We start from the raw sequence: 19,821 nt of genomic DNA on the forward strand, positions 1-19,821 counted from the left end.
ATGAGCGACGCGCGTATTCGAAACCGCTATTTCGACGACCTGTTCTCGACGCCGGATCTGGCGTGGATGGGACAGAACACCAATCACATCCCCGCGCATCCCGCCGTGCGCGAAGCAATGATCCGCTCCATCGAAGCCTGCGAATTCAACGCCTACGCGCCGCCCATGGGCTTCGAGGCGCTGCGAGCAGGGATCGTCGCCGATCTCGGCGTCCTGTCCGCAGAAGCGCTGGTGACGGAAGGCGGCGTCAATGCGCTGGCAATGATCTGTAAAGCGCGCGCCAGGCCCGGCACGACGCTGGTGACCACGGACCCGACCTGGAAATGGCCGTGCATGTTTGCCGAACAGGCCGGTGCCGAGGTCATCCAGATCCCGATCTACGATCCGGCGACCAAATACAAACTGACCCCGGATGCCCTGCGGGCCGCCGTCGATGACCGTTGCGCGATCATCTATATCGTCGATCCCAACAATCCGCTCGGCATCCGTTACGACCGCGAGGAAATCGAGGCTTTCGCCGAGATCGCCCGTTCGGTCGGCGCCTTGATGATCCACGATTGCACCTACAGGGATTTCGCAGACGACCACACGCCGGTCCTGCAGGTCGCTCCGGAAGGCACCGTCGTTTCGCTGAGCTTCTCCAAATGGCTGGGGCTCGCCGGCATGCGCATCGGCGCGCTTGTCGCGTCCCCCGCACTGGTCGACGAGTTTTCGTCCGCCTCGACCTCCGTGCTCGGGGCATCTGTCGTCGCCCAGCGCGCTGCGATGGCCGGGCTTTCGGTCAAAACCGAATGGATGAAGGACGTACGGACTATCGACAGGGCGAACAAGGCGATGATCGTCGCGGCCGCGGAAGCGGCCGGCATCACGGTGCCGGTCCAGCCGTCGCACGGCAATTTCCTCGTGCTGGAAACGGCGGCCACCGGCGTTTCGCCCGAAGCGATCGTCGAGGCGGCCCGCCGCGAGGGCGTGATGATCCGCCAGGGGCGCTACCACACGGCGCGTTTCGGCGACCGGTTCATCAAGGTCTCGACCTCGGTGCCATCAGCCTGGGCCGAACGCTTCTGCGAAGGGCTGCCCGGCTATATCGCGACCGCGCGCACACTGAACGACGTGCCGGCTCTCTTTTAGGGGCCGGTCCAGGAACCAAGCATATTACAGGAGAGGCCGGTTCATGTTCGTGACCAGCAAGGATGGCATCAAGCTCTATTGTGAAACGGCAGGCGAGACCGGAACGCCGATCCTGTTCATCCACGAGTTCGGCGGCAATTACGACGCCTGGGAACCGCAGATGAGCTTCTTCCCGCGGCGCAACCGCTGCATCACCTATGCTGCCCGCGGTTATGCTCCGTCCGATATCCCGGCGGATGTCGAACGATATTCGCAGGCGCTGGCTGCAGAAGATGCCCTTTCCGTGCTCGACAGGCTCGGCATCGAGAAGGCCCATATCGTCGGCTTGTCGATGGGCGGTTTCGCGACGCTGCATTTCGGCCTGCGGTTCCCGGAACGGGCTCTCTCACTGACGGTCGCCGGCGCCGGTTACGGCACGGAGCGCGCCACGGCCGATTATTTCCGCAATACGTCGCTGAAAGTCGCCGACAATTTCGAGAAAGACCCGGTCGGCTTTGCCAAGATCTATTCGCTCGGCGCAAGCCGTGTGCAGTTCCAGAACAAGGATCCGCGCGGCTGGGCCGCGTTTGCCGAACGGTTGTCGCGGCACTCGGCCATCGGCGCGGCCTATACCATGCGTGGCGTGCAGTGCCGCCGGCCGTCCTTCTGGGATCTGGAAGACGAGCTGAAGAAGATGATGGTACCGACGCTGATCATGACGGGCGACGAAGACGACCATTGCCTGCAGCCAAGCATTTTCCTCAAGAAGACGCTTCCGGCCGCCGGCCTTGCGATCCTGCCGAAGACCGGCCACACGCTCAATCTGGAAGAGCCGGCGCTGTTCAACTCGCTGGTAGCCGATTTTATCGCACAGGTGGAAGCAGGCGCCTGGAAGGTGCGCGATCCGCGGGCCGATCCAGGGCAGGTGATGCGGACGGAATAGCGCCATGACCGCCTTGGCCTCGATATCTCCGGAGCGGCTTTGGTCGCGGCTGATGGAACTCGGCAGAGATGGTGCCCTGCCCGAAAAGGGCGTCAATCGACAGGCTCTTTCGGCCGAGGAAATTCTGAGCTGGCGCCGCATCATCGCATGGGGCGCCGAAGCCGGTTTGACACCGTCCACCGACCCGGCCGGAAACCTCTTTCTGACGCTCCAAGGCAAGTTTCCCCACCTATCGCCCGTCGTCGCCGGCAGTCATGCTGACAGCCAGCCGACGGGCGGTCTTTTTGATGGGGCATTCGGTACGCTGGCGGCGCTCGAAGCGGTGACGGCAATCGCCGAGGCAGGCCTGGTGCCCGAGCGGCCGATTACGGTCGTGGCCTGGATGAACGAAGAGGGCAGCCGGTTTGCCCCCGGCATGATGGGGTCCGAGCTTTTCGCCGGCAAGCGGACATTGGAGGAGGTCATGGCAGTGAAGGATGCCACCGGCGTCTCCGTGGCGGAGGCACTTGCAAATGTGCACGCGGCCTTTCCCGAAATAGAGCGTCGGCCGCTCGGTTTTCCCGTTCATGCTTACATCGAACCGCATATCGAGCAGGCGGATGTGCTTGAAAGCGCCGGTGCGGTGATTGGCGTGGTGTCCGGCATCCAGGGCAAGAAAACCTACGAGTTCGTCATTTCCGGACGCGAGGCGCATGCCGGGACGGAGCCGATGGAGCGTCGACAGGACGCGCTACAGGCCTTTGCCCGCATGGCCGTGCGCATGCAACAGGAGATGGTAGTCGACAACGCGGTGAAATTCACCATCGGCCGGCTGGAAATCCAGCCCAACGCACCGTCCGTCGTGCCATCCAGGGCCGTTTTCCGCGTCGATTTGCGGCATCCGGACAATGCCATGCTCGATCGGCTTGGTTTGCGCCTGGAAACGATCGCTGCCGAGGAGGTGCATCCGTGCGGCCTTCATATCAAACGTCTGGTCGATGCCCCGTCGAACACATTCGACGAAGGGCTCCGGACAGCGATATGGCGCTCTGCCGCCAGGTATGGTTATCCGGCACTGGACGTTCTTTCGGCGGCAGGCCACGATGCGCGGCAGATGGCGCCGCTTGCACCGAGTGTGATGATTTTCATCCCCTGTCGCGGTGGCCTCAGCCATCATCCCGACGAGTGGGCGGAACCGGAACATGTTGCGGCCGGCGCGGCCGTCCTTCTCGATCTGCTCCTGGAGCAGGCGGGTCTTTCACATAACCATGGAGACGCATCATGAGCACCGTCAACGACATGGCCGAAATGTCGGTCCAGCTGCCGAGCAATCCAGCCAATGCCGCAGAGGCCCGCGGCCGTTATTTCAATTCCGGCAATGCCTTCAACATCAAGTTGCCGCCGGTGCCTGGCAAGATTTTCACTGCTGAGCCGACCGCGGCTTTCGCGCTCGAAAAGACAGGCTTTATCAATTGCGATCTGTCGGCCGAGATGAAATGCCCGTTCCCGGCAACGACGCCGCTGATGCTGGCGCGGTATGCGGTGGTCAAGTCCCGCGAGACGCTGGATACGAAGCTCACGAACACCGCGTCGATCTGGTACGTGATCCAGGGTAAGGCGGCTCTGGCTGTCGGTGACGAGAAGGTCTTGCTCGGCAAGGGCGACGTTTTCCTGCTGCCGGGCGGAGTGGTTTCGGCCATCACGGCAAGCGAGGACAGCATCTTCTGGATGGTGGGCAATGATCCGCAGCTGATGTTCGATGCCTCGATGCCGATCACCGGCGAGCAGGCGGCCGTCAGCTTCGTGCACTACCCGGCCGGCGAGATCAGTCACCAGCTCGACGTCGTCTACGGGAGCAATGCCAATGCGGGCACGTCCGGCCACGCGCTGATCTTCTCGGCCGAAAAGACGGAAGCAAGCCGCAATATTACGACAACGATGACGCTGTCGCTGAACACGTTGAAACCGAGAAGTTTCCAGCCGCCACACAAACACAACTCCGCCGCCATCACCCTGGTCATCAACGGCGACCCAGCCTATTCTATGGTGGCGGATGCCAAATGCGCTTGGTCGCCATGGGCAACGTTGGTCACGCCGCCGGCTGCCAAGCACAGCCACCACAACGACGGTGATACCCGCGCCGAATTCCTGATCGTCCAGGACGGCGGCTTCTATTATCATGCCCGCACGATGGGGTTCGAGTTTTATTGAGATGCGGCTGATCATCGATACGGATACGGCGGGCGACGATACATATTCGCTGCTGCTCGCCATGCGCACGCCGGGCTCGACGCTGGAGGCAGTCACCATCTGCGTCGGCAATGTGCCTTTCGACCAGCAGGTGGAAAATGCGTTGGCGACCATCGAGGTCGCCGGTTTCTCCGGCAAGGTGCCGGTCTACCTTGGCGCGCGCCGCCCCATGGTCAAGCCATGGGAAGCATCGACCATGCACGGCAATGACGGCATGAGCGGCGTGAACCTGCCGATCGCCCGGCAGCGGCCGGAAACGATGCATGCGGTGGATGCCATCATCGAGAGGGTCATGGCCGAACCCGGCCAGATCGATATTCTGGCTCAAGCGCCGCTCACCAATATCGCACTTGCGGTAATGAAGGAGCCGCGGATCGCCAAGGCGGTGCGCCATCTCTGGATCATGGGCGGCACCGATAACGCGGTTGGCAACATCACGCCCTGCGCCGAGTACAATTTCTTCATCGATCCGGAAGCTGCGCGCATCGTCTTCGAAGCGGGTTTCGATATTACGCTCTCCACCTGGACGCTGACCATGCGGTCCGGGCTTCTCGAAGGCGATCAGCTGGACGAGATATTTGCGATGCAGACGCCGCTGTCCGAATTCTACCGGAAGGTTTCTGCCGTGCCGCGCGAAACCGCCGAAGCGCGTTATGGGCGGCCGGTCAGCACACATCCGGATTCGCTCACCTGCGCCTGCCTGCTCAATCCTGACCTGATCGAATCCTCGCGCGACGCTGTTGTTCGCATTGAGACTTCCGGTGAGATTACGCGCGGCTTTTCAGCCATCCATCCGCCGAAGCTCGGCAATCGCTGGCCGGAATACAAGGTCAATGCCCGCGTCATCGAGAAGGCATCCACCGCCGGCTTCGTACAAATGCTGAAGCAGGCTTTTGCGCAGAACTGAGGGCTTGGAAACCGGCAGGATGGATATCCTGCGGGTCGGTCCCAATGTCTTGGAGCTTGTCAGGCCGCCGGGGTCAGTCAGCCATCCAGCGCATCGGCGTCGGCTGCCGTAGCATCCGACCGAATGGCCACGACCGGCGGCATATCCTTGCCGAGTTTCTTGTAGCAGGCTGCCATCGCGTCCAGCCAGACGCCCTGTTGGGGCAAATCTTCCACGGCGGCGATCACCACGTCATAGCCGTTCTTGCGGTAGTCGATAAGGTCGCCCACGGAAACCTCGATCAGCCTCTCGCAGCTTTCCAGCTTTGCCACATGTGGCGGCATCTTCATGATGCCCCAGCCGCGCTCCACCAGCGCGTCCATGAAACCGGTCGGCGGCGCCTGCCGTTTGCCATAGAGTGCCGATCCGGGATTGACGACGAAATCGGCGATGACCGCAATGCGGCGGCTTCTCAGGTCTTCGCGGATCACGCGGCATTCTCCGTGCCTTCGGTCAGGAACTCGTCGAGTTCGACCATTGCCTTCTGGAGGTCGAAGTCCTGCGCATCCATCGCGACGCCCGTGGCACGGGGGAATGCAAGGCTGCGTTCCTCGAACTCGAACTTCAGCTCCTCCATCCAGATGCCCATGCCCGGCCGCCGGTCGCTGCCGCCGTGCACGGCGCCTTCCGGCCGGCCGCCCCAGGACGCCTTGGTGCTGGTCAGCCGGACGCCGCTCGACGGGCTGCCATCCAGGCCGACGATGACGACATCGTAGCCGGCTTCCTGATGCAGTATCACGAGATCCACGACGCTCTTTGCCAGGTTGCGGCAATGGCGCCGATAACCGGGCGTGTCGTATTGTTCGCGGGATGCCCACCAGCGGGCGGCACCCATGTGGCTCATCTCCGGGCAGGGCAATTGCTGTAGCTCGAAACCGTTCTTCACAAGGCGCTCGACCAGCGGAGAAAAGACGCCGGCGCATTTGGCGAATTCGCTGACCTTGGCATTCTGGTTCATGAGACAGTGCGCCACATAGGCCACTCGCCTAGGTTCATCCTGCATGCTTTCTCCCGATATGTTGAGCCGCCAACATTTATTGTGGCGGCATGGCGATGAGATTTTAATGCAAACGCTGTGCCACCGTCAGAAGCACAAGCGGAGCGAGCTCAAACTTGACGATCTGCCGGCCCACTCGTCCGGAGCGTGCCGCAATAGCAGTCATCTTGCGTCCAAAATATGCGCACCATGTATGCATATTTTTAGCTATTGGATATTTTGGCTAAGATTCAGATGATGCCGGCGCAGGAACTTGGCAATTTGGGATAGGAAAATCGATCAACTTGCGCTCGATGAGCCCAAAATCAAATATCACCAGTTTGGCACGAGGCTTGCTTGTATCCGTAATGGTAATAACTGCATGCACGGAGATGCCTTCTCAATGACGGATATGTCGATCGCCTGGAGTGAGGATTATGCATGCGGATTAAACCCGGGAGCGCGCGGTCTTGCGGGCTTGTTAGGGCCGGCCAAAGCCGTGCAGATCACTTCGGAGCCTGCATGGGGCTCCTCTGGCGACAATCCATTGATCGAACTTCGCAACGTATCCAAAAGCTTCGGCCCGGTGGTCGCCCTGGATAGTCTGGAAGCAACCATCCATCCTGGTGAACTGGTCACGGTTGTCGGCCCTTCCGGCTGCGGCAAGAGTACACTGTTCAACATCCTCGCCGGGCTGGAAGAACCGGATCCGGGCAATATCCTGCGTTTTCGCGGCAAGAGTTCCGCAGCATCCGAGTTGCTTGGGCAGGTTTCCTTCATGCCGCAGCGAGATCTGCTCCTGCCGTGGAGGAACGTTATCGACAACGCCATTCTGGCGCTGGAGATCGAAGGCATGCCACGCACACAGGCCCGAGCGGAAGCGCTGAAGATGCTACCAGAATTTGGACTTGCCGGGTTTGAAAACCAATATCCCAATCAGCTTTCCGGCGGCATGCGCCAGCGCGTCGCGCTGATGAGGACCTTTCTCTTCAGGCGCGACCTGATGTTGCTCGACGAGCCGTTCGGCGCACTGGACGCCCTGACACGCACGATGATGCAACGCTGGCTGCTTGACGTCTGGCAGAAACACCGGCGCACGGTCCTGTTCATCACCCACGATGTCGATGAGGCGATTTTCCTGGGTGACCGAGTTCTTGTCATGACCGCCCGGCCGGGCAAGGTGAAGCTGGAGCAGAAGATAGACCTGCCGCGTCCCCGTAAGGCCGACATCGTCACCTCGCCGGAATTCATCACGCTGAAGAAGACGCTCCTCGACGCGATCGAGGAGGAAAGCATGAAGTCATTCATGACTTCAGGACATTAGAATAAAAGAGGAAATACCGATGACCGCAGAATATGCCGAACGTCCTGCCCACATTCCCGAGGCCGAGTGGAAGGCGCGTGTCGATCTCGCTGCCTGCTACCGCATGGTCTCGCGTCTGGGCTTGGACGACCTGATCTACAACCACATTTCCATGCGTGTGCCAGGGCACGACGATCAGTTCCTGCTCAATCCCTATGGCTTCCTCTTCGCCGAAATAACCGCATCCAGCCTCGTGCGCATCGATATAGACGGCAACAAGCTCGACGATACACCTTACACGATCAATAAGGCCGCCTTCGTCATTCATGGCGCAATCCATAAGGCAGTACACGATGCGGCCTGCGTCCTTCATACCCATTCCGATGCGAGCACTGCCATTTCCTGCCAGAAGGACGGCCTTCTGCCGCTGACGCAGTTTGCGATGCGTTTTTACAAGCGCCAGGCATTCCATGATTACGAAGGTGTGGCGATCGACATGGATGAACAGGCCCGCCTGATCGCCGATATGGGCGACAACCGGGTGATGCTGATGCGCAACCACGGCATCATGACGCTCGGCCGTACGCCGGGCGAGGCATTCATGCTGCTCTATTATTTCGAACGCGCTGCGCGCATCCAGCTCGACCTGCAGGCTTCGGGTGCGGAACTTTTGACCCCGCCGCACGAGGTCTGCGAAAAAGCCGCCCTCCAGTTCTGGGAGAACAAGGGCGACATCCTGATCGCAGGGGAGCGGGAATGGCCCGCGTTTCTTCGCCAGCTCGAACGGGAGGGATCGGATTACCGCCGATAAGTCGGGAGGAGACGACTTTACGCAACCTATAACCAATCAAAAGCACAGAGAGGGACCATGCTTAAAAAACGACAGCTCCTGGCGGCGCTTGCCGCAACCGTCATCGGCATTCAAGGTTTCGCCTATAGCGCGACCCCGGCCGCTGCCCAGCAGATGGTCAATGCCAGCCTGCGCCTCAAATGGCTGACCCAGTCCCAGTTCGCCGGCTTCTACGTCGCGCTGGAAAAGGGGTATTATAAGGATGAGGGGATAAACCTCACCATCAACCCCGGCGGTCCCAATCTGTTGACCGAAAACCTGGTGGCGACCGGCGCCGACACGTTTGGTCTTTCGGGCGGCACCGACAGCGTTTTCGCCGCGCGCGACAAGGGCCTGCCGATCGTCTGCATCGGCGTGGCGCACCAGGTCACGCCATTCGTTTTCGTCACCTACAAGGATGGCCCGGTCAAGACGGTGCAGGACTTCAAGGGCAAGAAGGTGACCGCCTGGTTCACCGGTGCAAACCACGTCCTGTCGGCCATGTTGGCCAAGGCCGGCATCAAGCCGGGCGAAGTGGATGTCCAGCCGCAGCAGGTCTCGATGACCCCGTTCATCGACAAGCAGGTCGATGTTGCGACGGCCACCCGCTACAACGAGCTGCAGATCGTTGCTGCCCGCGCCGGCATGAACAACCTGCGGATCTTCGTTCCTGAAGACAGCGGTGTTTCCTTCCCGCGCGACACGCTGATCGTTTCGGAACAAACCGCCAAGGAAAGGCCGGAATTGGTCGAGAAATTCCTACGCGCCAGCATCAAGGGTTGGAAATATGCCCTGACTAACGAAAAAGAGGCCATCGACATCGTCATGAAAGTGGCGCCGACCCTCGATCGCGGTCAGCAGGAAGTCATGCTCTCCGAGATCAAGAAACTGATGGTCGCCGGCAAGGGTGGCACCGATGGTCTCTTCGCCATCGACAAGGCAGCCGTCGGTTCGGCCAATAGCCTTCTCGCCGAATACAAGGTCATCTCGAAGCCCGTCGATCTCGACGCCGCGTTCAACGACAGCTTCCTGTCGAAGATCCCCGTCGCGGAAAAGCGCCTATGAGCGTCTCTGGCCCGTCCGGTGCCATAGTGGCCAGTCCATCCCTGTCCGCCGCTAAGGCGGGCAGGTTTGTTTCCTTGTTGAAATCCCTGATCTGGATTGCGGCATTCTTGGCTGTAGTAGAGCTGCTCGTCCTAGTGCTAGGCATCAGACCCTATTACCTGCCGCGGCCGAGTGCGATCGCAGCCGCTTTCTGGGCCACGCCACAGGCCTATCTGCTCAGCATGTGGCGTACCTTGCTGGAAACGGTCATCGGTTTCGTGGCCGGTAGTCTTTTCGGCGTTGCGACGGGCGTGCTCTTCCACCGTTGGACCATGCTGAGAGAGTTGTTCTTTCCTCTCTTCGTGGTGTCGCAGACCATTCCGGTCATCGCCTTCGGCGCGGTCGTCGTTCTCTGGTTCGGTAATACGCTGCTCGCCAAGGCCGTCATTTCCTTCTACATCAGCTTCCTGCCGGTCACCGTTAACGCTCTCCTTGGGTTCGCGGCCGTCGATCCGCGCCAGGTCGCGCTGATGCGCAGCTTCGGCGCCAAGGAGGGCCAGATCCTGCGTCGGCTCTATCTTCCGGCCGCCCTGCCGCAGATCTTCGTCGCCCTCAAGCTCGCCTCGTCGCTGTCGCTGATCGGCGCCATCGTCGGCGAATGGTTCGGGGATACGACAGGCCTCGGCGTGCTTCTGCTGCAGGCCATGTACAACGAGAATGTCGTCGGCATCTGGGTAACCATCGTCGCCTCCGCCTGCCTGGGGATCGGCCTTTATGCCGTCGTCTCCGAAGCCGAACGGCGGATCGTCTTCTGGGGGGCGGAACAATGACGACCGTGGCTGCAAGCAACAACGCGCGCCGCATCAGCCGCGGCTTCGCCGGAGCTTTTCTTCTCGCTGCGATCTGGGAGCTGAGTGCCCGCGGTTTCAACCTGCCGGCCTATGTCCTTCCCTCCGTCAGCAGCATTCTCAGCGGCATGATCACGGATGCCGGCAAACTCGCCGCGGCTGCCCGCTTCACCGCGACGGAGGCGCTGGCCGGCTATCTGCTGGGCTGCGTCATCGGCATTGCCGCCGCCGTCGGAGTGAGCATGGTTCCCCGCACCCGCGGCGTCGTCATGTCGGTTGCGACTGCCATCAACTCGGTGCCCGTGGTTGCCTATTCGCCGCTCGTTCTGCTCTGGTTCGGCATCGGCATGACGTCGAAGATCGTCATGGTCGCGGTTGCGGTCAGCTTCACCGTCTTCCTGAGCACCCTTGCAGGGCTTGACCGCGTCGATCGTAGATCGGTCGATCTGGTTCGATCTTTCGGCGCGGGGCGGATGGCGGCGTTATGGCGCTTGCGTCTTCCGACCGCGCTGCCGCTGATCATTGCCGGCATGCGGGTATCAACCGTCCGCAGCGTCATCGTCGCCATCGTCACGGAGATGCTGGGAGCCCATGGCGGCCTCGGCTGGGTGATCTACCAGGCCGTATTGCAGATCGATTTCGTACAAGTCTGGGCGGCGATCATCGTCGCGTCGGCAATCAGCCTCTGCTTCTTCGGTGCGATCAGCTTCGTCGAGCAGCGTTACATTTTCTGGAAATGAGCAATCTTATGACGCGTCGCATTCACTTCGGCCTTTTCCTCCTCGGCACCGGCAGCCATGTCGCCGGATGGCGGGTACCGGGGGCGATGGATAGTTTTCAAGACATCGGGATGGTCAGAAGCATTGCCATGGAGGCGGAGCGCGGCCTTTTCGATCTCATTTTTATGGGCGACAACCTCAATGCTGATCCTGGAGCCCACCCATCCTATACGGCGCGGCTCGAACCGCTCACGCTTCTCGCCGCGATTGCTGGCGCAACGCGTCATATCGGTCTCGGCGCCACTATGTCGACGACCTATAGCGATCCGTTCACGGTTGCGCGTGCCTTCGCCTCGCTCGACCATATCAGCGGCGGCCGCGCCGCCTGGAACGCGGTGACGACGGCCAATCCGGCGGCGGCGGCCAATTTTGGGACGATCCATCCGGACCACTCCAAACGTTACGAGATCGCCGAGGAATTCCTCACGGTCGTACGCGGCCTGTGGGATTGTTGGGACGACGATGCGATCGTCGCCGACCGGGAAAGCGGCGTTTATATCGATCCGGCAAAGGTCCGTGCACTCAGTCACGACGGCGCCCATTTCAAGGTCAAGGGGCCGATCAACATCAGCCGCTCCCCGCAAGGGCAGCCGATCATTCTGCAGGCCGGTGGATCGGGCCCGGGGCAGGAACTTGCGGCCAAGTCCGCCGATGTCGTCTTTTCCGTGACCCAGGATCTCGACGAGGCGCGCACCTTTTACGCCTCGGTAAAGGGGCGGCTGCCGAAATACGGACGCTCTACGGATTCGATGGTGATATTGCCAGGTGTGATGCCCATCGTCGGGCGGACCGAGCGCGAAGCACATGACAAGCTCGCCGAGTTGCAGGGTTTCATCAGCGAGACCAATGGGCTTTCCATCCTCAGCGACCGCTTCGGCGTGGACATGAGCCAGTTCGACCTCGACGGACCGATCCCCGATATCGGCCCCTCGGACAATTATCACGCTTTTGCCCAGGTCATGCTGGACAAGGCAAGACGGGAGAATATGCGCCTTCGCGATCTCTACAACCTCGTTGCCGCCGCCCGCGGCCACTGGGTTCTCTGTGGCACGCCGGACTATGTGGCCGATACGCTGGAGACGTGGTTCACGACGGGTGCGGCGGACGGCTTCAACATCATGCCATCGCATTTTCTCGGAGGATTGACGGATTTCGTCGATATGGTGGTTCCGCTCCTGCAGGAGCGTGGGCTCTACCGCACGGAATACGAGGGTACAACGCTGCGCGACCGCATGGGTTTTGCAGGGCCGCCGCGTGTCAAGCAGCGGTGAGTTGTTCTCACCTGGTCCAGAGAGTCAATTTGCTGGCTTTTCCAGATGAACCTGCGCTCATGGCTGGCAAGCTTTCTCAGCGGGCGCGCAACGCACGAAAGCCCCATCCACAACATTGGAGCAGTGTCCGGGCGGCAGCAGACCTGGTTTTTCAGCCTCCGGGACTCGCCACGCAGGATCGATAGTTCGGACCACGGGGCGCAGCGGAACGAAATTGTCATAAGACGTCGGTTTGAGAAAAATCCTTTTCTTATAAAATCTATCGTTTCACTGCACTTTTATCCCGGCCGGTGTTCGACACCGATTATCAGCTGGGGAACCGACCCGTGAACCGACGTACATTCCTTTCCTTCGCCTCCACCCTCTCACTGGGCCTCGCGCTCGGTCGTCCGACTGAAGCTGTTGCTGCGGTCGATCCAACCACGACGCTTGCTGTTGCCGATCAGAGCGAATTCGTTCGCAATCTTCTCGATGCGAGCGGGGAGGCACCGAAGCTCGGGTTCAAGGCAAGTTTTCCCAATTTCGCCGGCGGCCCCGCCATTCTCGAGGCGATGCGCGCCGGTGCTATCGATATTGCCTATGTCGGTGATACGCCGCCTATCCAGGCGCGAGCCGCAGGCACACTTCTCCCGGTCATCGGCACGTTCACGCGCGACGTCGCGCAATATCGCCTGACGAGCCGTCCCGGTCTGGTGATCAACAAGCTGGCGGACCTCAAGGGCAGGAAGCTCAGCTATGTCGAAGGATCCGGCAGGCAAGTCTTCCTGATCGAAGCCCTGAATCGTGCGGGTCTTTCGCTGAAGGATGTCGAGCTCGTCAATCTGCGCGTTGCCGATCTTCCCGACGCTGTGCGCTCCGGAGCCGTTGACGTCGCCGTTCTGACCGAACCGCATGTTACCCGACTGACGAAACAGGCAGGGGCCTCGCCGGTTCTCGATCCGGTCGAACGCCAGATCCTGCCGAGCACCAGCTATTTCTATGCCCGACCCGCGGTTCTTGCCGATCCGAAAAAGATCGCGGCCATCGAGACCTTTCTCGGCGCGTTCACCCGCGCGGCCAAGTGGGCGAATGGCAACAGGCAGACCTGGGGGAAGTTCTACTATACCGATTTCCAGCGAATCTCGCCCGACGATACGGCGGCGATCCTGGCGGCAGAATCGCCGCTTGTCTTGCAAACATCGGCAGAAGCCATCCCCCATCACCAGAAGCTGATTGATATCCTCTATCAGGCCGGTTCAATCAAGGAGCGTTTTGACGCCAGGACGTCGTTCGCCAACACCTTTGATCCCGTCATCGTGGCTGCGCGCTAATCGGTTTGTCGATCTTTGAAAGATACGAGGAGGAACCGTGACAGATTACACTTCATATCCGTATCTTGCGGCGCGACTGCAACGGGCGCAGCCCGGCGACGATCAGCAGGCGCGAACCGGTAAAGCCGTTCGCCTGACGCCGGGTCGGCTTCCGGCCGGAGCAAGACTGATCGGTCCTCTCTTGCTGCTTTTTGTCTGGGAGGCTGCTTCCCGCCTCGGGATCCTCTCGGCTTATACGCTGACCGCTCCGTCGACCGCAGTCGTGACCGGATACGAGATGCTGGCCGATGGCATGCTGCTGCCGCACCTGATGGCGTCGGCTGGCCGCGCCTATGCAGGGCTTTTCCTCGGTGTCACGGTCGGCGTCCTGCTCGCTCTCCTGTCCGGGCTGACCCGAAGCGGAGAGGCGCTGATTGACGGCGTAGTGCAGATCAAGCGCGCCGTCCCGACGCTGGCACTCGTTCCGCTCGTCATCATATGGCTCGGCATTGGCGAGGCAATGAAGATTTTCCTGATCTTCACCGCGGTTCTGGTGCCGGTCTACATCAACACCCACGCGGCGCTGCGGGGAATTGATATCGGCCATGTGGAACTCGCTCGCACGCTCGGTCTCACGCGGGGCGAATTCATCCGCAAGGTGGCCCTGCCCGGCGCTCTGCCTGGCTTCTTCGTGTCGCTGCGGCTGGCTGTAACCCTCTGCTGGACGGCGCTCGTCGTTCTTGAGCTCATCAATACCCAAACGGGAATCGGATATCTCATGAACCGCGCGCGCGACTGGGGGCAGACCGATGTCATCGTCGTCGGGATATTCATTTATGCGATCCTCGGGCTCGTCTCCGATACCGTCGTTCGGCTGATCGAGGCCCGTGCGCTCGCTTATCGGAGGGCATTGGGAGCATGAACGTTCACACCTCTTCGTTTTCGTCGGTGTCGCTCCGTAATCTGTCCCGCGGTTTCGGCGACAAGACCATCCTAAAGGACATCACACTCGAAATCCCCAAGGGTCAGTTCGTCGCCCTTCTCGGTGAATCCGGATCCGGCAAGACGACACTCCTGCGGGCGCTCGCGGGTCTGGACGACGATGCGGTGACCGAGGGAGAGTTCCGGAGGCCGGATAACACATCGGTACTGTTTCAGGATGCGCGATTGTTGCCCTGGATGAGCGTCATCGACAACTTGACACTCGGCTTGCGGCGGTCTGACGCGAAAGCCACAGCGCGTACGATGCTGGAAGCCGTAGGCCTCGGTGACAAGGCGGATGTCTGGCCCTCCACGTTGTCCGGCGGGCAGAAGCAGCGGGCGGCGCTTGCAAGGTCGCTGCTGCGCCGGCCGGAACTCCTGCTGGCGGACGAACCGTTCGGTGCCCTTGATGCCTTGACCCGGATCCGGATGCACGGTCTTCTCTTCCATCTGGTCGAGCAGACCAAGCCGGCGGTCGTCCTCGTGACCCATGACGTCGATGAAGCGTTGCTGCTGTCTGATCGCATTCTGGTCCTGAGGGATGGGCGGATCGCCGAGGATCATCAGGTGGACCTGCCGCATCCGCGCAGCCCCGGCCATCCCGTCCTTATGGAACTCCGTCGCATGCTGCTTACCAGCTTCGGCGTTGAACAAAACCTCATCTGAGAGAAAGCCCCATGACGCGTCAGCTGCATTTCAACCTTTTCCTGATGCCCCGCGGCCACCATGAGGGCGCATGGCGCCATCCGGATTCGACGCGCCGAGCGCTCACCGATCTGGAACTCTACGTCGAGGCCGCGCGGATCGCCGAGGCTGCTAAATTTGACGCGGTGTTCCTCGCCGATACTCTTGTCGCTCCCAATAACGGCGGGCTAGTGGCAAGCGGTGCGATGGAGCCCATCACCCTCCTTTCGGCGCTGGCTGCCCGTACAGACAGGATCGGCCTGATCGGAACCGCTTCGACGACCTACAGCCTGCCCTATACGCATGCCCGGCAGTTCGCCTCGCTCGACCATCTTTCCGGTGGACGCGCCGGGTGGAATATCGTGACGTCCTGGGCTCCGCAGGCTGGCCTCAACTATGGTCTGGAGCAGGATGTCGGCCATGGCGACCGTTATGCGATCGCCGAGGAGTTTGTGGAGGCGGTCGACGCGCTGTGGCGAAGCTTCCCTTCCGAAGCGATCCACGACAATCGGGAAACCGGTCAATATCTCGACCCGTCTCTGATCCAGCCGGCCAACTACAACGGGAAACACTATCGCACGCAGGGGCCGCTGAACGTGCCGAGCAGCCCGCAGGGCCGTCCAGTCTATATTCAGGCGGGCCAGTCGGATTCCGGTCGCGGCTTTGCGGCGCGTTGGGCAGAGGCGATTTTCACGGCGCATCTTGGCAAGGAAACCGCGCAATCCTTCTACTCCGACGTGAAGAGGCGGGCGGTAGGCTACGGGCGCCGGCCGGAGGATATCGTGGTCCTGCCGGGCATCAGCGCCGCGATCGGATCGACCACGCATGAAGCACAGCAGGTTTGGGAGGAGCTTGACGCGTTGACAAGCCCTCAGATCGGCCTTGCCCGGCTTTCAGCGCGGTTCGGCGGGCATGACTTCTCGGGCATCCCGCTCGACCGCGTTCTGACACGGGGCGATTTTCCCGATCCGACGCAGGTCGAAGCCTCCAAGAGCCGTGCAACGGGGTATGTCGATCTCGCTCTCAAGGAAGGTCTGACACTGCGCGGGTTGCTTCAGAAGCTGGCTGGCGCAAGAGGGCACTTCACCGCCACCGGAACGCCGGAGCAGATTGCGGACATCATCGAGGACTGGTTCAGGACCGGAGCAGCGGATGGCTTCAACGTCATGCCTCCGATCGTCAACAAGCAGCTCGAAGTGTTTGCGACCGAAGTTGTTCCAATCCTACGCAAACGCAATCTCTTCCGAACCGAATACGAAGGCGGCACCTTGCGGTCGCATTTCGGTCTTAAGCCGGTAGAGCCGAAGTTGCCGCTCGCCGATACCGCCTGAGATTTGATATTCCGGTAGACTAGACGTTGCGGCGTACCTTCGCAGCACACTGGCCTGATCTCTTCGACTGACTGGTCGAAAGAAGGGCAAGCCGGGCTCCGTGCGCCCTAGCAGATCCAGAGCGTAGGCGGCGCGAAGGAGGTGGTTGGGACGCGCCTGCCTCGACGCCGCGGCAAGTTGCGCGACGAGGCGGCCGGGGAGCATGAGCCCGGCCTTCTCCAGCGCGTGCCCAGTTCCTCGATATTCTGCAGTCGATCCGGGTCTTCCATGGGATCACCGGCGGCTGCCACTGATCGAGCTTGCATCAGGCTGAACTTGCCATCCAGCTGTTCGTCTCCCTCGATCTCCAGACCCGGCCAGGCTCCATTGCGGTCGCCGATCGGCCAGCGGCCGGTCTGGCTCACTGCGTCGAAGCGACGTGGGCCGAGTCTTGCAGGTCGAAGCACTAGAGCCATGGCCTGGCGGGGCGGGGTGGCGAGATTCGGCCTGAAAGTCGAGGCCAGGCGCTGGGCGCAGAGGTGACGCCGGCATAGAGCACAGCAGGGTGGCTGCCGAACTCGATACGTAGCACTGCGCGAAACCGGCGGGCAGGACGCATTCTCATCCACGACATCGCCAGCATGGTCGAGGAATTGGCGACAAAGTAGATGCCCTGATCGAACTACCGGATTTCCAAGCGTAGCACTTGGCCGTCGGGGCACCAATTGATGGGGAGAGGATAGGTCTGTTATGCGACCGTTCCCTACGATATTCTCGGCGGATGAAACTCAGCCAGACCATACGGTTTTGTACCTCCGCAGACGGCACCCGTATCGCCGTCGCGTCTTGTGGACAGGGCCAGGTGATCCTGCGGGCGGCGCATTGGCTCAGCCACGTCGACTATGATCTCGAGAGCCCGGTTTGGCGGCCCTGGCTCCGGGCGATGTCTGCCCGGAACCGGTTTGTACGCTACGACCCGCGCGGCTGCGGCCTGTCGGACCGGCATGTATCCGACCTTTCGCTCGACGCGTGGCACGCCGACCTTGATGCCGTTGCTGCTTCGATCGAGGATCCGCGCTTTGTTCTCCTCGGTCTTTCACAGGGCGGCGCACTCGCTATCGCGTATGCGCTGAGGTATCCAGAGCGGGTCTCGCATCTGGTTCTCCTAAACGCGTATGGCCAGGGCGCCCGGACGAGAGCTCAGACTGAGGCCGAGCGGCTGGAAGCCGAAACACTTGTCAATTTCGTTCGCATCGGCTGGGGACGAGACAATCCGGCATTTTGTCAATTTTTCACCAACCTCTTCATCCCCGACGGCACGCCTGAGCAGCATCGCTGGTGGGGTGATCTGGAGCGCCTAACTGCAACACCTGAGGTTGCGGCGCAATTGCTTTGGCAAATGCAGGGGATCGATGTGCTGCAGCTTGCGACGATGCTTCGCGTACCGACGTTGATCGCGCATAGCCGTGGCGACGTGCGCGTGCCGTTCGACCAGGGCTGCAAGCTTGCCGCCGCAATTCCAGGCGCCAGCTTCGTGCCGTTAGAGAGCAAGAACCACGTGCTCTTGCCAGATGAACCCGCATGGGGCGTATTTCAGGCAGAACTCGCCGCTTTTCTCGGGCAGGACAGCCCCGTACGACCGCGCGCCGTCAGCGAGGCGGATCTCACACCCGCCGAGGCGGCCCTTCTCGACCTCGTGGCGGAAGGCCTCGACAACCGTGCGATCGCAGAACGGCTTGGCAAGAGCGTCAAAACCGTACGAAATCAGCTGTCGGTGATCTTCGGCAAACTCGGCGTGCATAGCCGCGCGCAGGCGATCGTCATCGCACTCTCCAATTAGTCCCGGACAGCTAGCTGCTCTCTGTGCGGTGGACGGGACGTATGTCCCGCCAATCAGCGGGATTGTTCGCCGGCGCGGGACGATCGCCTCATGCTCGTGGAGGCGACTTATTCCATCCTCGACGTCACGGATGGCAAGACGCCGTCCAAGGATGGGGAGGAATGCGAGATGTCGGAACTCAACGAAGCAGCTCTCAATGAGCTCGTGGGCCGGGTCCTCGGTGATCTTGGCGGCGCAGTCAGCGTGCCGCTGGTTCGGATCGGCGATGCACTCGGGCTATATGCCACCCTCAAGGAGATCGGCCCAGCGAAGGCCGACGAACTCGCCGAGGCTGCGGGCTGTGCGCCGCGCTATGTGCGCGAGTGGCTGGCAGCCCAGGCCGCCTCGGGCTATGTGCATCACGAGCAAGGGCGCTTCTCGCTGACGCCCGAGCAATCTCTCGTGTTTGCCGCACCGGACAGCCCGGTCAATCTGATCGGCGCGTTCGATACCGCCGCTGCGATGGCCGAGAACCAGCCGAAGGTACAGGCCGCCTTCAAGACCGGCCGGGGTGTGGCCTGGGGCGATCAGGCCGGCTGCATGTTCTGTGCTGTCGCGCGGCTCTTCCGCCCTGGTTACGTCAATGCGCTTGTGCAGGATTGGCTGCCGGCGCTCGACGGCGTCGTCGACAAACTGAAGAACGGGGCGAAGGTAGCCGACGTCGGATGCGGACATGGTCTATCGACGATCTTGATGGCGCAGGCGTTCCCAGCGTCGCGGTTTACAGGCTACGACTTCCATCCGGGCTCGATTGCCGCTGCGACTGCGCATGTCCAGGCGCACGGATTGACGAATGTCCATTTCGAAGTCGGCCGGGCGCAGGATTTCGAGGGTCGCGATTTCGATTTTATCACTTGCTTCGACTGCCTGCACGACATGGGCGATCCGAACGGCGCGGCGGCTCATATCCGACGTGCACTGAAGAACGGCGGCACTTGGATGGTAGTGGAGCCCATGGCAGGAGATACGCTGGAGGAGAATATCAACCCAGTGGGACGGCTCTATTACTCCGCCTCGACGATGATTTGCGTTCCGACCTCGCTTGCTCAGGAGACGGGTCTCGCGCTTGGTGCGCAAGCAGGAGAGCAACGTTTGTCCGACGTGATCCGGTCGGGTGGTTTCACGCATGTTCGACGGGCAGCCCAGACGCCCCTCAACATGATTCTCGAGGCAACTAATCTGGGGTCGCCGTCTACGACCAGACGGACGCGTAATCTCGGGCGTTAAAGCGATCGACCTGTGATCCACCCTAATATCCGGGTGTGTAAGGGCCTCCGCGAAGTCCAGGATAATGCCGCGGTTTACGCGCTAGATTGAGTGGCGCCGACAGAGAAAAAAGGCCAGAATTTTTTCTGGCCGCGCTCTTGAAACCGAAAATCTCAAAAACCAAATCGATTGCC

Annotated in this window: 19 protein-coding genes; 17 read left to right on the forward strand and 2 right to left on the reverse strand. The window is 61.2% G+C overall.

Going from position 1 to position 19,821, the window contains the following annotated elements:
- The 5 genes from J2857_RS24210 to J2857_RS24230 are packed head-to-tail and all read left to right on the forward strand — an operon-like array spanning position 1 to position 5,189.
- Positions 1-1,131, forward strand: coding sequence for a pyridoxal phosphate-dependent aminotransferase (locus tag J2857_RS24210; protein ID WP_210012656.1), 1,131 nt, complete (start codon positions 1-3; stop codon positions 1,129-1,131).
- 43 nt (positions 1,132-1,174) lie between these two features.
- Entirely contained in the window at positions 1,175-2,053 is an 879-nt protein-coding gene (locus J2857_RS24215; protein ID WP_210012657.1) for an alpha/beta fold hydrolase, read from the forward strand.
- Between the two features lie 4 nt (positions 2,054-2,057).
- Positions 2,058-3,317, forward strand: a complete 1,260-nt coding sequence (locus tag J2857_RS24220; RefSeq protein ID WP_210012658.1) for a hydantoinase/carbamoylase family amidase — start codon at positions 2,058-2,060, stop codon at positions 3,315-3,317.
- On the forward strand, positions 3,314-4,243 hold the full coding sequence (locus J2857_RS24225) for an AraC family ligand binding domain-containing protein (RefSeq protein WP_210012659.1): 930 nt from the start codon (positions 3,314-3,316) through the stop codon (positions 4,241-4,243). The genes J2857_RS24220 and J2857_RS24225 overlap by 4 nt, the downstream gene beginning before the upstream one ends.
- A gap of 1 nt (position 4,244) precedes the next feature.
- Positions 4,245-5,189, forward strand: coding sequence for a nucleoside hydrolase (locus J2857_RS24230; protein ID WP_210012660.1), 945 nt, complete (start codon positions 4,245-4,247; stop codon positions 5,187-5,189).
- A 77-nt stretch (positions 5,190-5,266) separates the two neighbouring features.
- On the opposite strand, the gene J2857_RS24235 is transcribed toward J2857_RS24230, so the two are convergent.
- Together J2857_RS24235 and J2857_RS24240 are read right to left on the reverse strand one after the other, a co-directional pair.
- Entirely contained in the window at positions 5,267-5,659 is a 393-nt protein-coding gene (locus J2857_RS24235; RefSeq protein WP_210012661.1) for a hypothetical protein, read from the reverse strand.
- On the reverse strand, positions 5,656-6,231 hold the full coding sequence (locus tag J2857_RS24240) for a hypothetical protein (RefSeq protein WP_210012662.1): 576 nt from the start codon (positions 6,229-6,231) through the stop codon (positions 5,656-5,658). Before J2857_RS24240 ends, J2857_RS24235 begins: the two co-directional genes overlap by 4 nt.
- Before the next feature lie 385 nt (positions 6,232-6,616).
- On the opposite strand from J2857_RS24240, the gene J2857_RS24245 reads away from it, so the two are divergent.
- The 12 genes from J2857_RS24245 to J2857_RS24300 all read left to right on the forward strand — a co-directional run bounded on the left by J2857_RS24245 (position 6,617) and on the right by J2857_RS24300 (position 19,648).
- The gene (locus J2857_RS24245; protein WP_432420186.1) at positions 6,617-7,528 is read left to right on the forward strand and encodes an ABC transporter ATP-binding protein; all 912 of its coding nucleotides are present in this window, start codon (positions 6,617-6,619) and stop codon (positions 7,526-7,528) included.
- Between the two features lie 19 nt (positions 7,529-7,547).
- Positions 7,548-8,318, forward strand: a complete 771-nt coding sequence (locus J2857_RS24250) for a class II aldolase/adducin family protein (protein WP_210012664.1) — start codon at positions 7,548-7,550, stop codon at positions 8,316-8,318.
- Between the two features lie 57 nt (positions 8,319-8,375).
- Positions 8,376-9,401: an ABC transporter substrate-binding protein gene (locus J2857_RS24255; RefSeq protein ID WP_210012665.1), complete on the forward strand. Its 1,026-nt coding sequence runs from the start codon at positions 8,376-8,378 to the stop codon at positions 9,399-9,401.
- A gap of 107 nt (positions 9,402-9,508) precedes the next feature.
- The gene (locus J2857_RS24260) at positions 9,509-10,210 is read left to right on the forward strand and encodes an ABC transporter permease (protein WP_245363789.1); all 702 of its coding nucleotides are present in this window, start codon (positions 9,509-9,511) and stop codon (positions 10,208-10,210) included.
- A complete protein-coding gene (locus J2857_RS24265; RefSeq protein ID WP_210012667.1) occupies positions 10,207-10,968 on the forward strand; it encodes an ABC transporter permease in 762 nt (253 codons plus the stop codon). The genes J2857_RS24260 and J2857_RS24265 overlap by 4 nt, the downstream gene beginning before the upstream one ends.
- Before the next feature lie 8 nt (positions 10,969-10,976).
- A complete protein-coding gene (locus tag J2857_RS24270; protein ID WP_210012668.1) occupies positions 10,977-12,278 on the forward strand; it encodes an LLM class flavin-dependent oxidoreductase in 1,302 nt (433 codons plus the stop codon).
- A gap of 326 nt (positions 12,279-12,604) precedes the next feature.
- Positions 12,605-13,588 carry an ABC transporter substrate-binding protein gene (locus J2857_RS24275; protein WP_210012669.1) on the forward strand — a complete coding sequence of 328 codons (984 nt, stop codon included), beginning with the start codon at positions 12,605-12,607 and terminating at the stop codon, positions 13,586-13,588.
- A 37-nt stretch (positions 13,589-13,625) separates the two neighbouring features.
- Positions 13,626-14,489, forward strand: a complete 864-nt coding sequence (locus J2857_RS24280) for an ABC transporter permease (RefSeq protein WP_210012670.1) — start codon at positions 13,626-13,628, stop codon at positions 14,487-14,489.
- Positions 14,486-15,214: an ABC transporter ATP-binding protein gene (locus J2857_RS24285; RefSeq protein ID WP_210012671.1), complete on the forward strand. Its 729-nt coding sequence runs from the start codon at positions 14,486-14,488 to the stop codon at positions 15,212-15,214. The genes J2857_RS24280 and J2857_RS24285 overlap by 4 nt, the downstream gene beginning before the upstream one ends.
- Positions 15,215-15,225: 11 nt before the next feature.
- Positions 15,226-16,563: an LLM class flavin-dependent oxidoreductase gene (locus J2857_RS24290; RefSeq protein ID WP_210012672.1), complete on the forward strand. Its 1,338-nt coding sequence runs from the start codon at positions 15,226-15,228 to the stop codon at positions 16,561-16,563.
- Positions 16,564-17,323: 760 nt separating this feature from the next.
- Positions 17,324-18,382 carry an alpha/beta fold hydrolase gene (locus tag J2857_RS24295; RefSeq protein WP_210012673.1) on the forward strand — a complete coding sequence of 353 codons (1,059 nt, stop codon included), beginning with the start codon at positions 17,324-17,326 and terminating at the stop codon, positions 18,380-18,382.
- A gap of 168 nt (positions 18,383-18,550) precedes the next feature.
- Complete coding sequence (locus J2857_RS24300) at positions 18,551-19,648, forward strand: class I SAM-dependent methyltransferase (protein ID WP_210013030.1); 1,098 nt, start codon at positions 18,551-18,553, stop codon at positions 19,646-19,648.
- Positions 19,649-19,821 lie beyond the last annotated feature (173 nt).

This window comes from Neorhizobium galegae, assembly GCF_017877055.1.
Classification (GTDB): domain Bacteria; phylum Pseudomonadota; class Alphaproteobacteria; order Rhizobiales; family Rhizobiaceae; genus Neorhizobium; species Neorhizobium galegae_D.

Coding starts and splice junctions, on each gene's coding strand:
- J2857_RS24210 (WP_210012656.1), top strand. CDS start 1: ATGAGCGACGCGCGTATTCGAAACCGCTATTTCGACGACCTGTTCTCG.
- J2857_RS24215 (WP_210012657.1), top strand. CDS start 1,175: ATGTTCGTGACCAGCAAGGATGGCATCAAGCTCTATTGTGAAACGGCA.
- J2857_RS24220 (WP_210012658.1), top strand. CDS start 2,058: ATGACCGCCTTGGCCTCGATATCTCCGGAGCGGCTTTGGTCGCGGCTG.
- J2857_RS24225 (WP_210012659.1), top strand. CDS start 3,314: ATGAGCACCGTCAACGACATGGCCGAAATGTCGGTCCAGCTGCCGAGC.
- J2857_RS24230 (WP_210012660.1), top strand. CDS start 4,245: ATGCGGCTGATCATCGATACGGATACGGCGGGCGACGATACATATTCG.
- J2857_RS24240 (WP_210012662.1), bottom strand. CDS start 6,231: ATGCAGGATGAACCTAGGCGAGTGGCCTATGTGGCGCACTGTCTCATG.
- J2857_RS24245 (WP_432420186.1), top strand. CDS start 6,617: ATGTCGATCGCCTGGAGTGAGGATTATGCATGCGGATTAAACCCGGGA.
- J2857_RS24250 (WP_210012664.1), top strand. CDS start 7,548: ATGACCGCAGAATATGCCGAACGTCCTGCCCACATTCCCGAGGCCGAG.
- J2857_RS24255 (WP_210012665.1), top strand. CDS start 8,376: ATGCTTAAAAAACGACAGCTCCTGGCGGCGCTTGCCGCAACCGTCATC.
- J2857_RS24265 (WP_210012667.1), top strand. CDS start 10,207: ATGACGACCGTGGCTGCAAGCAACAACGCGCGCCGCATCAGCCGCGGC.
- J2857_RS24270 (WP_210012668.1), top strand. CDS start 10,977: ATGACGCGTCGCATTCACTTCGGCCTTTTCCTCCTCGGCACCGGCAGC.
- J2857_RS24285 (WP_210012671.1), top strand. CDS start 14,486: ATGAACGTTCACACCTCTTCGTTTTCGTCGGTGTCGCTCCGTAATCTG.
- J2857_RS24290 (WP_210012672.1), top strand. CDS start 15,226: ATGACGCGTCAGCTGCATTTCAACCTTTTCCTGATGCCCCGCGGCCAC.
- J2857_RS24295 (WP_210012673.1), top strand. CDS start 17,324: ATGAAACTCAGCCAGACCATACGGTTTTGTACCTCCGCAGACGGCACC.
- J2857_RS24300 (WP_210013030.1), top strand. CDS start 18,551: ATGTCGGAACTCAACGAAGCAGCTCTCAATGAGCTCGTGGGCCGGGTC.